10 protein-coding genes are annotated in these 13,855 nt (G+C 64.1%); 8 read left to right on the forward strand and 2 right to left on the reverse strand.

Going from position 1 to position 13,855, the window contains the following annotated elements; translation table 11 throughout:
- The first annotated feature begins 73 nt into the window (after nucleotides 1-73).
- The 5 genes from GA615_RS05895 (at nucleotide 74) to GA615_RS05915 (ending at nucleotide 6,255) form a co-directional block, all read left to right on the forward strand.
- Nucleotides 74-1,330 (forward strand): glycosyltransferase family 4 protein, encoded by a 1,257-nt coding sequence (locus tag GA615_RS05895; RefSeq protein WP_235905126.1) that lies wholly within the window; start codon nucleotides 74-76, stop codon nucleotides 1,328-1,330.
- Between the two features lie 66 nt (nucleotides 1,331-1,396).
- On the forward strand, nucleotides 1,397-2,752 hold the full coding sequence (locus GA615_RS05900; RefSeq protein WP_152050338.1) for a hypothetical protein: 1,356 nt from the start codon (nucleotides 1,397-1,399) through the stop codon (nucleotides 2,750-2,752).
- An 88-nt stretch (nucleotides 2,753-2,840) separates the two neighbouring features.
- Complete coding sequence (locus GA615_RS05905) at nucleotides 2,841-4,025, forward strand: glycosyltransferase family 4 protein (RefSeq protein WP_152050339.1); 1,185 nt, start codon at nucleotides 2,841-2,843, stop codon at nucleotides 4,023-4,025.
- A 54-nt stretch (nucleotides 4,026-4,079) separates the two neighbouring features.
- Nucleotides 4,080-5,285, forward strand: a complete 1,206-nt coding sequence (locus GA615_RS05910; RefSeq protein ID WP_152050340.1) for a glycosyltransferase — start codon at nucleotides 4,080-4,082, stop codon at nucleotides 5,283-5,285.
- Nucleotides 5,286-5,328: 43 nt separating this feature from the next.
- On the forward strand, nucleotides 5,329-6,255 hold the full coding sequence (locus GA615_RS05915; protein WP_152050341.1) for a glycosyltransferase family 2 protein: 927 nt from the start codon (nucleotides 5,329-5,331) through the stop codon (nucleotides 6,253-6,255).
- Between the two features lie 92 nt (nucleotides 6,256-6,347).
- Here GA615_RS05915 and GA615_RS28410 read toward each other — a convergent pair whose 3' ends face one another.
- Nucleotides 6,348-7,469, reverse strand: coding sequence for a collagen-like protein (locus GA615_RS28410; protein ID WP_261343918.1), 1,122 nt, complete (start codon nucleotides 7,467-7,469; stop codon nucleotides 6,348-6,350).
- Nucleotides 7,470-7,721: 252 nt separating this feature from the next.
- Nucleotides 7,722-8,807 (reverse strand): glycosyltransferase family 4 protein, encoded by a 1,086-nt coding sequence (locus GA615_RS05925; RefSeq protein WP_161602196.1) that lies wholly within the window; start codon nucleotides 8,805-8,807, stop codon nucleotides 7,722-7,724.
- A gap of 214 nt (nucleotides 8,808-9,021) precedes the next feature.
- Between GA615_RS05925 and GA615_RS05930 the strand changes: the two genes are divergently transcribed.
- The 3 genes from GA615_RS05930 (at nucleotide 9,022) to GA615_RS05940 (ending at nucleotide 13,842) form a co-directional block, all read left to right on the forward strand.
- Nucleotides 9,022-9,999: an AAA family ATPase gene (locus GA615_RS05930; protein WP_152050343.1), complete on the forward strand. Its 978-nt coding sequence runs from the start codon at nucleotides 9,022-9,024 to the stop codon at nucleotides 9,997-9,999.
- 94 nt (nucleotides 10,000-10,093) lie between these two features.
- The gene (locus GA615_RS05935; protein ID WP_152050344.1) at nucleotides 10,094-11,509 is read left to right on the forward strand and encodes a DUF58 domain-containing protein; all 1,416 of its coding nucleotides are present in this window, start codon (nucleotides 10,094-10,096) and stop codon (nucleotides 11,507-11,509) included.
- On the forward strand, nucleotides 11,506-13,842 hold the full coding sequence (locus GA615_RS05940) for a transglutaminase TgpA family protein (protein WP_152050345.1): 2,337 nt from the start codon (nucleotides 11,506-11,508) through the stop codon (nucleotides 13,840-13,842). Before GA615_RS05935 ends, GA615_RS05940 begins: the two co-directional genes overlap by 4 nt.
- Nucleotides 13,843-13,855: the final 13 nt, after the last annotated feature.

A 13,855-nucleotide genomic window follows, 5' to 3' on the forward strand; every position in this document is an offset into this window, starting at 1 on the left:
CCCCGTGACGCAACTTGCACCACCTCCCCGTCCGATGGGGGAGACGTCGGCGACAGATCGAGGGCCTTCGGTCGTGGTGGCGTGTCCGGATGCGCGGCCGCCGGCCTATCAGGCGGTGGTCGGGCTGGCGGATCGCGGGCAACTCGACACGTTTCTCACCGGGTTCTATTACCGAGGTACCGAGCGATGGAGCCGCCTGGGAGCGGCGGTCGCGCCGGGGTGGTTCGCTCGGGCCGAGCGATCACTCAAGCGGCGGCACCTGGATGAGATTCCGGGGGATCGAGTTCGACCAACCCTGGCGTTTGACACGAGCCTGGCGCTGGAGCGAAGGCTCTCGGGGCGCTGGGCGAAAGGGCGGGGAGGGCTGGCTCGGTGGCGAACCGATCGGTTTGATCGCACCCTCGCCCGAACGATCCGAGAGACCCTGCCCGATACGGCCCTGATTTTCAGTGATGTGGGATCGGTGCATGCCCTGCCCGAGTGCCGGCGGCAGGGGGTCTTCGCCGTGTTGAGCATGGTGCACGGCGACATCCGCGAGGAGCGGCGCATCTTGATCGAGGAGGCGGAACGATCGCCCGAGGTGTTTCACCTTTACCTGGGCGACGAGCCGATCGACCGAGGAGAACTGGACTGGCTGCACGAGCGTCGCCTGCAAGACCTGGAACTGGCCGACCGAATTCTGGTCCCTTCGGAGCACATTGCCGGAGAATTACGCAAGCATGGGATACCGGGAGATCGAATCCGGGTGATTCCGTACGCGGCTGATACCCGGCGATTTCGGCCGAAGGACGGGAAAACGCATGGATCATCTTGCACCTTCCTGTTTGCGGGAGGAATCAGTCAGCGGAAGGGAATTGCCTACCTCCTGCGGGCCTGGCAACAGGTGAGACGACCGGGGTGGCGGTTGCAACTGCTGGGGGCGGCGCCACGGATTCTTGGCCCGCTGGCGGGATTGATGGAGGGGGTCGAACTGCTTGGCCGGGTGCCGCACGGCGAAGTGCCGGGGGTGATGGCATCGGCAGACGTGTTTGTGTTCCCGTCGTTGTTCGAAGGGTCGGCGGTGGTGACGTACGAGGCGTTGGCGAGCGGCTTGCCGAGTGTGGTGACACCGTCGTCGGGTTCGGTGGCAAGGGATGGCGTGGACGGAATTGTGGTGCCTCCGGCCGACGTGGAGGCGCTGGCGATGGCAATGGAACGGCTCGGGAGGAACCCGGAACTGAGGGCGTCGTATGGAGTGGCGGCGCGGTTGAGGGCCGAGGCGTTTGACTGGACGCGGTATCACCGCTCGGTGGCTGATGCGGTCACGGCGGGAGTGCCGGAGCACGGATGATCGGTCGTCGGTCGTCGCCCGATCGGGCCGACGAACGGTGCAGACCGGGGCGAAGGATTCGCACCCATGGATCATGATCAACAGTACGTTCTCGGTACGGCCTCGGTCATCATCGGAATGGTGCTTGCGCGGGTTTTTCGACGGGATTTTGACCCGTTTGCGCCAATCTGGTTGTTTTTAACAGGCTATTTTCACGTCTACGTCATTCAGGCCACGATGCATCGTGACTGGGCGCTGAATGTTCGGGGAGTGGACGTGACGACGGCGGCCAATGCTCGGGCGTTCTGGGCCTTGCTCTGGTTCCTGGCGATCTATTACAGCGGAATCGGGAAGGCGATTGCGAAGCGGGTGCCGAGAGCGCCGCGGTCGTGGTCGCCGGGAATCGTGATGACGCTGGTCCCCTTGCTCGTCGGCTGGGGCCTGGCCAGTGCCTGGCTCGTCTTGAGACGCTGGAGCGGCGACGACCCGAACCTGATGAGCAGCGAGCAACGCTTGATGTTGCAGTTCCCGACCATGCAACTGGTGGCGGGAATCTTGCTGATCGTCACGGGACGGCAACCGAACCGGCCCCGGCCGGCCCTGACAATCGCAGGGCTGGCAATCACGTTATCGTACACCTTGATCTGGATGTACTTCGGGAAGCGGTCGCACTCATTGTTCGGCATTCTAACAGCCTTTGCGGCGTGGTACGTGCCGAGGTACAGGAGGCCGTCGATCGGAACGATCGCCACGGCGGCAGCCATTGGTTGCCTGGTGGTGGCGGTGGCAATCGGCTGGCGTATTCAGCACAACAGGAGCAAGGAAGGGGGGATCGACTCCTTCATGGAGTTCGTGACGACGTTTGATCCGTCGGAGATCCTCGTCAGCCTGAACCTCAAGGAGTCGACCAATACGCAAGGGATGCCACTTCGTTATGCGATGAGCCACGAGACGAAGGAGTACGGCGGTTTCCTGCTCATGATGGACACCGTGCCGCACAAGTCAGGTTACGACTATGGGGCGAATTATCTTCGCCTGTTCTCAACCTGGATTCCCCGCCCCCTCTGGCCCGAGAAACCCCTATTCGGACGCGATCAGTGGAAGGCGGCCTGGATGGCGGGCTCGGAATTCAAACGTGATGAAAAATTTACGGGTCCAGCCATTGGGATCCTTGGGGCCACGCAACTCAACGGTGGAGCCATCGGCACGGTGATCGTGCTGGCGGTGGTGGCCCTGGTGATCCGGAGCGGGTACGACTATTTCCGATACCACGCCGATACGCCGTGGGCTCAGGCGTGGTGGTCGTTAACGTATTTCAACGCCTGGCTGATGACGGTGAACGATGATCCGGCGATCTGGTTCTATTACCTGTACGGTCACACCATCTTCGCGCCGATGGTGATGCTCTGGGTGGTTCACCGCCTGACGGAATCAACCCGGTAAGGCCCTCGGATTCGACCCCCAGCGGACTCGTCGGACGCACCCCCTCTCTCAGGACGGGATCAAGGATTCACAACGGAGTGTCTTCGCCATGAAACTTGCGATCAGCTTCACCAACCTTGGCCCGTACCACCTGGCTCGGTTGCGGGCCGCGGCGATGCAGTTGGCAACGCAAGGAGGGCGGGTCGTCGCCATCGAAACGGCAGGGACCGAACGTCGCTATCCGTGGCAAGCGGACCAGCGGGCGGAGCCGTTTGATCGGATCGTCCTGTTCCCCGGGAAAGTGCTGGAAGACCTGACCGACCAGGATTGTGCGCTGGCGATGGAGGAAGTGCTCGATGCTCAGCACCCCGACGCGGTCGCCGTCAGCGGCTATGTTCGGCCCGAGGTGATGGCCGCGGCCCGGTGGGCGCGACGGATGGGAAGGCCGTCGGTGCTGATGTCAGAAAGTCAGGAGATCGACCGCCCGCGCCAGTGGTGGAAGGAGGCCATCAAGCGGCATCGGCTGCGGGTCTTCGATGCCGCCCTGGTGGGAGGGGCAAGTCACCAGGCTTACCTGGAAGTGCTGGGGATGCCGAGCGATCGGATCACGATGGGATATAACGCGGTCGATAACGCCGCCTTCGCCAACCGAACCGACGCGGCGCGACGGTCGCCCGAGGGACGGAACGGCATTCCGGATCGGCCGTACTTCCTGAGTGTTTGCCGGTTTGCCGAGGAAAAGAATCTGCCGATGCTGATCGATGCTTACGGAGAATACTGCCAGCGAGTGGGTCGAGCAAATGCCTGGGATCTGATCCTGTGTGGTGGGGGACCGGAAGAACTGGCGGTTCAGCGGGCCGTGACTCGGTGTGGGGCAGGGCAGGGGATTCATCGGCCGGGCTTCCTGCAAGAGGAGGAGCTGGCGCCCTGGTATGCGTTCGCATCGGCGTTTGTGCTGGCGAGCGTTTCGGAACCGTGGGGCCTGGTGGTCAACGAGGCCGCGGCGAGCGGGTTGCCCCTGCTGGTCAGTGATCGGGTCGGGGCGGCGGGCACGCTGGTTCCGGAACCGACGGGCACGACGGGGATGCAGTTTGATCCGACTCGGGTCGAGGCGATTGCCGAGGCCCTGACCTGGATGGCGACCCGGTCGGACTCGGAACGCGAGAGCATGGGAGAACGAGCCGCCGAGTGTGTGGCCGATTGGGGGCCCGAACGATTCGGGAAGGGATTGCTGGACGCAGTCGATCGCGCGGTCGCGGCGCGGACCCGACCGAAGTTGCGGCGGGCCTCGTAACTCAAATCATTTGCGCATTCGCTTGAATTCCAGGGATCACATCGAGGGATCGCCATGTCGGCACGGACCATCACCGCAACCGCCTCCCAGCAAACGGCGGACACGTCACGCCCAACCCGGACAGGCTGGCTGCACCTGTGCAACGGACTCGATCCGAGACGAGACGGGGGCATGGTGCCGAGCATTCTGGGCATGACCGGTGCGCTGGCCGGTCGAGGTGAGGAACGGGTCGAGATCGTGACGCCGACCCCATCACGGCGTGAGGCACTGGAGTTGCCGGTGGGCCTGACCCTGCATGGCCCGGAAACGGATCTTGATGCGAGTGTGCGACAAGCGGAGGTGGTTCACATCCACGGCCTCTGGCAATACCAGACCCGGCGAGGGGCGGCGGTGGCCCGACAGTCGGGAGTGCCCTACTTGATCGCGGCGCACGGGATGGCCGAGCCGTGGGCCATGAAGCACAAGGCGCTCAAGAAGCGGGTGTATACGGCCCTGATCGAAGGGAAGAATCTGAAGCAGGCGTCGTCCTTGCACGCGCTCTCACGTCCTGAAATTGGACACCTGCGTGCCCTGGCGCCCAACGCAACGGTCTGCTTCGTGCCGAACGGGGTGGACCTGGGGCCGTTCGACGACTTGCCGGATCGGTCGGAGCTGGAAGCGGAGCATCCGGAGCTGGTTGGGAAGTTCTGTCTCCTGTTCTTCGGCCGACTGCACGTAAAAAAGGGGCTCGACCTGCTGGCCGAGGCGATGGGGAGGCTGGCGAGGGCACATCCGGAGGTTCATATCCTGCTTGCCGGGCACGACGACGGAGCGTTGTCGCCATTCTTGACGCAGATGGAGGGGAAGGGCCTGGAGGATCGGGTGACGCAGCTTGGTCACGTTTCCGGGAGCGCCGCCAGGCGGGTCTGGGGGGCAGCGGATGCGTTTGTACTGCCCAGTTACAGCGAAGGGTTCAGCATGGCGATTCTGGAGGCGCTGGCGGCTCGCTTGCCGGTGGTGGTGACAACCGCCTGTCACTTCGCGGAACTGGACCGGTCCGGGGGCGGGATCGTGATCGAGCCGACCCAGGACGGGGTGACGGAGGGGCTTCGGTCGCTGCTGGAACGATCACACGAGGAACGGGCCACGCTCGGGAATCGAGGACGGGAACTGGTTGAGTCGCAGTACACCTGGGATCGTCAGGCGGAACGATTGGCCGAGGTCTACCGATGGCTCGCCGGGGGCGGCCCGAGGCCCGAAGCGGTCGAGGCGGCCGACTGAATTCCGATCGAACGCCGAAGAACCCACAAGGAGAATCGCACCGATGGCGAGCATCGTCGAAACCGAATCCGAACCTCGGGACGCAACGCAGACGGCTCGGGTGCCGGTGAGCGTGATCGTGCCGGTGAAGAACGAGGCCGAGAACCTCAGGCGATGCCTGCCGGCCCTGGCCTGGGCGGACGAGGTGTTCGTGGTCGATAGTCAGAGTGACGACGCCACCGCGTTTGTGGCCGAGGAGCATGGCGCAACGGTCGTGCAATTCCAGTTCAACGGGGTGTATCCGAAGAAAAAGAACTGGTCGCTCGACACCTTGCCTTTTCGTAACGATTGGGTGTTGATCGTCGATGCCGACGAGGTCGTTCCCCCCGAACTTGCCGAGGAGATCGAGCGTCGGATCGCCGCCGACGAGGCGGACGGCTATGAATTGAACATGAAGTACTACTTTCTCGGCCGTCGCATTCGCCATTGCGGCTACGCCGAGTGCTGGAACCTGCGCTTTTTCAAGCATCGCCTGGGGCGTTACGAGCGGATGCCCGTCACACCAGGGGCCCGAACCGGCGATAACGAGGCGCATGAGCATGTTGAGCTGCACGGGCGTGTCGGCCGCTTGACGCATGAACTGGACCACTACGCCTATCCGACGATCGACGCCTGGGTCGAAAAACACAACCGCTACGCCTCGTGGGAAGCGGAGCAATACGAGCGGTTTTTGAACGAGCCGATCCCGAGCGGCATCGGCCGGGGGAAACGGTTCAAACGCTTCTTGAAGAAGGTTTATCTGCGGCTGCCGATGCGGCCCGTGATTCGCTTCGTGTATGCCTATATCTTCCGGCTCGGTTTTCTCGACGGGAAGCCGGGGCTGGTGTTCTGCGGGTTGTTGTCGGTGTACGACTTTCTTTGCTGGGCCAAGGTGTATGAGCGGAAGGTGTTGGAATCGAGTGGGACTGAGGGCTTTGGTCAGGATTGCTGACACCACCGCGCCCGGAATCGATTCCAGGCGCGGCGGGTAGGTCGTGGGAGCCCCCCTTTCCTGGTCGGTCCGGAGGATCTTCGACCTCAAGCTTAGACGGGCATACTTCCCGGCTGGATCACCAGTACGGTGGTTGCGGCGGCGAAGCCACCCAGCCAGTTGGGTGCGGCGGAATTGCCAGCCATTCCGAAGCTGTAGACACCAGTCTCCACCACGGTGTAAAGGGCGCTGAGGGTGTAGATCTCTCGGGAGAGCGGGGATTGGGCGATCGAATTGAATGGGGTGATTAAGGTCGGAAGGCCCGAGACGGTGTCGGGCTCGATGACCCCGATGCCCAGGGTCAGGGCCCCTTCGCCGAGACTCAACCCAGTGCCCAGCTCGATCGAGGCGGAGACGTAGACCGCCTGCCCCGCCTCGACGAAAACGTTTTGAGCCGGGCTGAGGAAGGCCACGTCAAAGGTGGGGGTTTGACTGATTCCCGGCAGGTAGAATGCCTGGATCACGCCACTTGGTCCCATCGGCCCGGGTACGCCCTGGGGTCCTTCGGGGCCGACCGGGCCTTGCTCACCCTGGGGGCCTTCGGGGCCGATGGGTCCTGCTTCACCCTGAGGGCCTTCAGGACCAACGGGGCCCTGGTCACCCTGTGGTCCTTCGGGGCCGACCGGGCCTTGTTCGCCTTGAGGGCCTTCGGGGCCGACCGGGCCGGGAGGGCCTTCGGGGCCGGGAGGTCCGGGTTCGAGGCTAAAGGCCGAGGCGGCGATCGGGGTGCGGGGGCCGAGCTCTCGATTGGGCCGGAAGACTCGGGCGGCGGCCATGTAGAGTGAGTCGTTCTCGGTTGCCAGTGAGGACGGAATTCCTCCCGGTGTCTCGGCCCCGAGCCGCACCTGGTAGGCGCCGTGCCGGATGACCACGCGTTGCGTTTCCTGGAACAGGATTTCGTCGCTGGTTTCCGAGGCATACACGGTGAACGTCAGCCGAGCGACCCCGGAGACATTCCAGGGGAGCCGACCGTCCACGAGGACCGTGGAGGAGGTTGGAACGCTTTGAACTTCTGAAGCCGTTGAGAGTCGGGCGGCAATCCTGCTCGCCAGGGAGGGTCGATTCGGCTCGATGGAAGCAACCTCGGCCGGGACCGCGCGGCCGAAGGTGCTGAGCAGGACCCGATCCTCCAAGCCCTCGACCGATCGAGGACGAAACGCTCGCGTGTTGGCCATCTGGTGTGTTCTCAGAGGTCGATCAATCGAAGCAACAACCGAATTCCACCGTCCGCAACCGGCAACCCCTGGCAGGGAACCGTGGGACGCTTCCCAATCGGGGGGCACCTGATCGGTGGCCAGGGTGCGGACACCTCTCCCGAATCGCGTTCAAAATGGCGAATTTGGGGGTTCTGAGTAGAATTTAACACAAAACGTCGAACACGACGATTTTTTTCGAATCGGAAGGAGATGGACGGATCCTGGAACGGGTCATCGGGGGCGTCGATCAGCAGGGACGGAGTGGTAGAGGGAGGCGAGGGCGTCGGCCTCGTGGTCGGGGTTGAAGCGAGGGATGGCCCAGGATTGGGCGTGATCAGCGAGGGATCGGGCGAGGAGGGGTTGATCGAGGAGTTCGAGGATGGCGGCGGCCATGCGGGAGGGGTCGGCCGGGGGGACGAGCAGGCCGCGGTTATCGGCCAGGAGCGCCCGGGGGCCGGGAACGTCGGTGGCGATGCAGGGGATCCCGGCGACGAGGGCGGATCGCAGGGCCGGTGCGCTGGTGGAGGAGGTTGCCGGGTGGACGTAGAGGGTCATGACCCGCCAGAAGGCGGATTCGAGCGCGGCGGGGGGGGCGAAGGTGAGACGATCGGTCAGTTCGAGCCGATGGGCTCGGCGGCGGAGGCGGGGCTCTCCGGGACCGAGGCCACCGATGAGGAACTCGATGTCGCGGCCGGCTTCGACGATGCGGAAGATGGCGTCAAGAAAGGTCTCGAACCCCGAGGACGGGCCGAAGCGACCGATCGCGCCGATGACCGGTAGCCGGCTGGAGGCCAGCGGGTCGTTCTCGGTCCTTGCACCGATCGCGGGGTCGATTCCGGGAGGAATGACCTGGAAAAACGATTCGGAAAGGAAGGAACGATCGACCAGCCGCTGACGCAAGCCGTCGTCGGGAACGACCACGGTGGTCAGTTGAGGAACGTGGAGCCGAAGGGAAGTGTCGGCTGGCGGGTCATCCTCGATCGTCCGGATGAGGGGGACGGCGCGAGCGGCCGAGAGCCGGGCGGCGGCCTCGGCGACCTCATCGTGGAGGGCGTGGACGAGGGAGATCCGGGTTTCGGATTCGTCGACCAGGAGGCGTCGGACAGCGATGCGGGAAAGCCAGGGGCGATTGAGCCACGGATCTTCGAGAACCGGGACGTTGAGCTCTCGAAGATCGGCCGCGCCGCCGGCACAGATCACCAGCGCAGCAACGCTTCGGTGAGCCAGGCGATCGACGAGCTGAGCCAGCCGGCGAACCTCTCCGCGCTGGGAGATGTGGCCGGCCAGAAGGGCGACCGTCGGCGGTGCCTCGGCCATCGGCCCGATACTCTTCCGAACTAGATCGGGGCGATCGACCGTCGAGCCGCCCACTTCTTCCGGGGCGCACCATACCATACGCGGAGCGTTGCGTCACGGGGCGGACGCGAGTGGCAAGTTCCGGGGCGTAGCAACCGAAGATCACCGTTTGTATAATCGGCCGATTGTGAATCGCCGGCCCCGTCCGATCGAGCGACCTTCGCGGAAGACGTTTATGAGTGCTCCGACCACCGACGAGTTGTCCGCGCCGGAACTGGAATCGCTGCTCGCGTTGCTCGATCGCCTGATCGAGAACGTCGGCTCGGTTGTGCTGGGCAAGCCGGAGGTGATCCGGCTGGTGGCCGTGGCACTGCTGGCCGAAGGGCACGTTTTGATTGAGGATGTGCCGGGTGTGGGCAAGACGCTGCTGGCCCGAGCCCTGGCGGCCAGTATTGATTGCAGTTTCCGACGGGTTCAGTTCACGCCCGACCTGCTGCCGTCGGACATCCTGGGATCGAGCGTGTACAACTCGGGGACGGGGGAATTCGTCTTCAAGCCGGGCCCGTTGTTCGCCAACGTGATTCTGGCCGACGAGATCAACCGGACGACTCCGCGAACGCAAAGCGCCCTGCTCGAAGCGATGGGGGACCGCCAGGTTTCGGTCGAGGGGAACTCGTATCCGCTGGAACCGCCGTTTCTGGTGCTGGCCACGCAAAACCCGTTCGAGTTCGAAGGGACCTACGTGTTACCCGAGAGCCAGCTCGACCGCTTCATGATGCGGGTCCGCATGGGCTATCCGTTGCCGAGCGAGGAGCGGAATATCCTGACGACCCACCGCATGGGAGAGCCGGTCGAATCGCTGCAGCCGGTGCTGTCTCGGGATGAGGTCCTGAAGCTGCAACAGGCGACGAGGTCGGTCAAGGTGGACGACTCCATCGCCGACTACCTGCTGGAGATCGTCCACGCAACCCGAGACAGCGAAGACCTGAACGTGGGGGTCAGCACCCGAGGGGCGTTGACGCTCTACCGGGCGGCGCAGGGGTTTGCCCTGGTTTCCGGCCGATCGTACGTGGTGCCCGACGATATCAAGACCATGAGCTTGCCGGTGCTCGCGCACCGGGTCGTTGGCAAATCGTTCTTGCAGGCCGGTGAGTTCAATGCCTCGGAAGCGATCATCCGCGATCTGGTGGATCGGATCCGGGTTCCGTCCTGAGGCTCGGCCCGCGTCCGAGCCATTGTTGCTCCACTTCACCCGTTCGTCTCCACGCCCAACCGGACGGACCTGAACCCGTCGGGGACACCATCGCATGGCCCGAAGCCCGATCGGTAAGATCGCTCGCGCTGCGACCGCCGCGCTGCGGCCGAGTCAGACATTGCGCTGGACGATCGAGGGGGTGGGATACATCGCGGTCTGGCTGATCTTGCTCGGCACGGGGCTGTATCAGCAGATCAACCTGGTGCTGTTGATCGCCGGGCTGGCGGCCGGTCCGATCGTGGGATCGATCTTCGTGAGCGCCTCGGTGCTTCGAGGGCTGCTGGTGATCCGGCGAGGGCCGCCGTACGTCTTCGCCGACGATCCGCTGGTGATCGACTACACACTCGAAAATCCGCACCGATGGCGGGAAGCGCTGGCGATGTCGGCGGTTGATCTGTTGACTCCCGACGAGCCGGGGACCCCTTCGGCCCGAGAGCTTTACCCGAAGGTCTTCTTTTCGAGGGTGCCGGGGAAAGATCGGCTGCGGGTCTCCTGGAGAGGACAGGCCCCGGCGAGGGGTCGGTATCGGTTCGGGACGATCGAGCTGGTGACGCGATTGCCGTTCGGCCTGCTGGAGCGTCGGGTGACGATCGAACAACCGGGCTCGTTGATCGTCTATCCGACCGTGGGGACGTTGACGCGACGCTGGCGGCGGATATTCCGAGAGGCGACCGAGACAAGACGGGGACGCCGACACGATCGGTCGTCGCAGCAGCAGGAATATCACGGCCTGCGCGACTATCGGCCGGGAGATAGCCCGAGGTGGATCCACTGGCGGACCAGCGCCCGGCTTGGCCAGCCGATGGTCAAGGAGTTTGAACAGCAGAGCGATCAGGATCTCGCCGTTCTGCTCGATCCGTGGCTTCCCCGGACCAAGGCGACGGCCGAGCAGCGCGAGGCGGTCGAGCGGGCGATTCGCTTCTGCGCGACGGTCTGCCTGGAGACGTGCCGATCGCAAGGCAGACGGCTCTTGCTCGGCTGGACCGGGCCGACCCCAGCGATCCGGCACGGCCCGGCGTCGATCCGATTGTTGCACGAACTGCTCGAAGCCCTGGCCCTGCTGCGGCCCACCCCGGAAGGGCACGTGGGAGGCTTGCTCGACGTGATGCCGCCGGCCATGCTGCGCGACGCGATGATTTTGATCGTCTCGACCCGGGCCACCAACCTCGCCGAGGAATACGAACGATCGACCCGTCTGAACGAATCGACCGGCCTGAGGCTGACAGGGCGGACGTTGGTGCTGGATGCCTCTCGGGGCGATCTGGACCACTACATCCGATTCGACGGCGGTCGCGGGGTTGGCCTCGACGTCGGCCCGTTGAGCGATCGCGCCAGTGAGCGGGAGGAGGAGGCCGAGGTCGAAGCCGAACCACTCGCCGAGTCGAGATTCGCAGGCAATGGAGACGTGCCCGCCGATCGTGATGGGACCATTTCCGAACCGTCGCACGACGGGGGAGGGCGCTCGTGAGCTTTGCGTCACTCTATCGAATCAGCATGTACTTGCTGCTGTTCCTCTCCTCCTTGATCCTGAACATCGACTCGGACGCGACGATCGACCTGGGTGGCTCGTTTGTCCATTATCCGAAGCTCTATCCGCTGGTGATGGCGCTGGTGGGGATGATCGCCTTCTTCACGGTGGATCGTCGTCCCGGCAAGGGGCTAACCACCGGAGCGGCGAACCTGCTGGGCATTGCGTCGTTGGTGCTGGTCTACATCGAGTATCAACTGGATCGGAGTCAACTGGTTCTGGCGTGCGGCCACTGGCTGTATTACCTGACGATCGTGAAGATGTTCCGTCCGAAAGAACCGTCGGACGACTGGTACTTGATCGTCCTGGGGCTGATGCAGGTGCTCGTCGGCTGTTTTCTCAGCCAGGGAGACCGCGTCGGCATGTTGCTGGTGATCTGGGCGATCCTGGCGTTGTGGGTGTTGAGCCTGTTTTATCTGCACCGCGAGTCGCTGAGATCGGGTCCCGAGTGGCAGCGGAGCGGGCCGGTGCGTCTGCCGGAAGATGCGATCGGCCGAACCGAGCCGGAGCCGTATCCGGGTCTCTTTGGTTTGCCGTTCTACATCTCGACGGCCCGAGCGGCAACGATGACCTTGCTCCTGGGCATGTTCATCTTTTTGATCATGCCGCGGTCGGAGGTGCGATCGCAATCCCCGCGAGGGGCCTCGGCGCCGAGGAGCCTGACCGGCTTCAGCGACGAGGTGCAACTCGGTCAGATGGGGGAGATCCTCGAAAACAACGCGGTCGTCTTCACGGCAGAGCTGTTCAAGGGAGGCAATCGGTACGAGCCCGAGGAGGGGGAACTGCTCTGGAGAGGCGTCACGCTTTCCCGGTACGACGACGGCCGCTGGGCACGCGACCGAGGAGCGATTCAACTGGGATCGCCTCCGGCCTCTCGACGCGCTCCGGATCAGATCCTCGAACAACGCATCCGCATGGAAGAAACCGCGGAGCGGGTGATCTTCGGCGTTCGGCCGATCTTGGACATCTCAGTTCGCCCTGAGGGGTTGATCGCCCTGAACTCGCACGACGGAACCTTGATCCGCGACCCGGACCGGGGGGTGCGGCGGATCACGGGATTTCGGCGCAACTACGGCCCGCTCGACTATGTCATCAAGTCCGATCTCGACACCGGAGCCGTTTCGGTCCAACCGGGAGAGAACGATGTCTTGAACTATTTCCCCGATGCGGGGGGCATGAGAGACGTTCCTCCGGAACTTCAGGAGCCGCTCCGGGAAATCTCCGATCGGGTGGTGGCCGGGATTCCTCCGGAAGACGTGGTCGAACGGGCTCAGGCGCTCGAACGCTATCTGAGAGATTCGGGAACATTTCGCTATACGCTTCAGATGACCCGGAGCGATCCAGGCCTGGATCCAAACCTCGACTTCCTGCTCAACACGCAGCAAGGGCACTGCGAATACTTTGCCAGCGCGCTGGCGTTGTTGCTGAGAAGCCAGGGAATTCCGTCTCGGGTCGTCAATGGGTTCAAAGGGGGAGACTGGAACGACCTGGCCCAGATGCTCACCATCCGCCAGCGGCACGCGCATAGTTGGGTGGAAGCGTACGTCGGCTCGACCAGTACCTCCGACCGCTCTCCGATCTGGTTGACGCTCGACCCGGCCCCCGCGGCCGAGCGGGAGGAACAAGTGGCCCTGGTCAGCCAATTGCCGCAGAGCCTGCGACAACTCGTCGACTTCGTGCGGTACATCTGGGTCTTTTACATTGCCGGCTTCAATGCCGATCGCCAGGAGCAACTGCTGTATCAGCCCATCCGAACCCTGGTGGCCGAGGCCCGCGAAGGGTTCCGGATCATGCGGATGGCCTTGATGAACGTTGTGCGGTGGCTGACCGATTTTCCCAGCCCGACGGCGTTTTTCAGCATCCGAGGGTTCATCGTCTCGTCGCTGGGAATGCTGTTTCTGGTCGGCCTGATCACGCTGGGCCGTCGGGTCTGGCGGATGATGAGCCGCCGCCTGGGAGGGGAGGACAACCTGGCGGGCGATCTTTCGGGAGCCCTGGCCGCCTACGTGCGGCTCGTGAGAGTGCTGGAACAGTATGGCCTGCAACGTCCGGCGACCGAGACTCCGAGAGAGTTCGCCCGGCGAGCCTCGTTGCTGCTCGGCGACCGGATTCAGGACCACGACGGCCGCCCCTTGACCGACGTACCCGGTCGGGTGGTCGAGGCCTTTTACCGGGTCCGATTCGGCGACTTGCCGCTCGGCCCCGACGCGATGGCGCAGCTCGACGCGCAGTTGGATGCCCTGGAACTCGGCCTGAAACCGAGTCCGGGCTAATCGGATCGAGCGC

The organism is Tautonia marina (assembly GCF_009177065.1).
Taxonomy (GTDB): domain Bacteria; phylum Planctomycetota; class Planctomycetia; order Isosphaerales; family Isosphaeraceae; genus Tautonia; species Tautonia marina.

Coding starts and splice junctions, on each gene's coding strand:
- GA615_RS05910 (WP_152050340.1), top strand. CDS start 4,080: ATGTCGGCACGGACCATCACCGCAACCGCCTCCCAGCAAACGGCGGAC.
- GA615_RS05935 (WP_152050344.1), top strand. CDS start 10,094: ATGGCCCGAAGCCCGATCGGTAAGATCGCTCGCGCTGCGACCGCCGCG.
- GA615_RS05900 (WP_152050338.1), top strand. CDS start 1,397: ATGGATCATGATCAACAGTACGTTCTCGGTACGGCCTCGGTCATCATC.
- GA615_RS05925 (WP_161602196.1), bottom strand. CDS start 8,807: ATGGCCGAGGCACCGCCGACGGTCGCCCTTCTGGCCGGCCACATCTCC.
- GA615_RS28410 (WP_261343918.1), bottom strand. CDS start 7,469: ATGGCCAACACGCGAGCGTTTCGTCCTCGATCGGTCGAGGGCTTGGAG.
- GA615_RS05930 (WP_152050343.1), top strand. CDS start 9,022: ATGAGTGCTCCGACCACCGACGAGTTGTCCGCGCCGGAACTGGAATCG.
- GA615_RS05915 (WP_152050341.1), top strand. CDS start 5,329: ATGGCGAGCATCGTCGAAACCGAATCCGAACCTCGGGACGCAACGCAG.
- GA615_RS05905 (WP_152050339.1), top strand. CDS start 2,841: ATGAAACTTGCGATCAGCTTCACCAACCTTGGCCCGTACCACCTGGCT.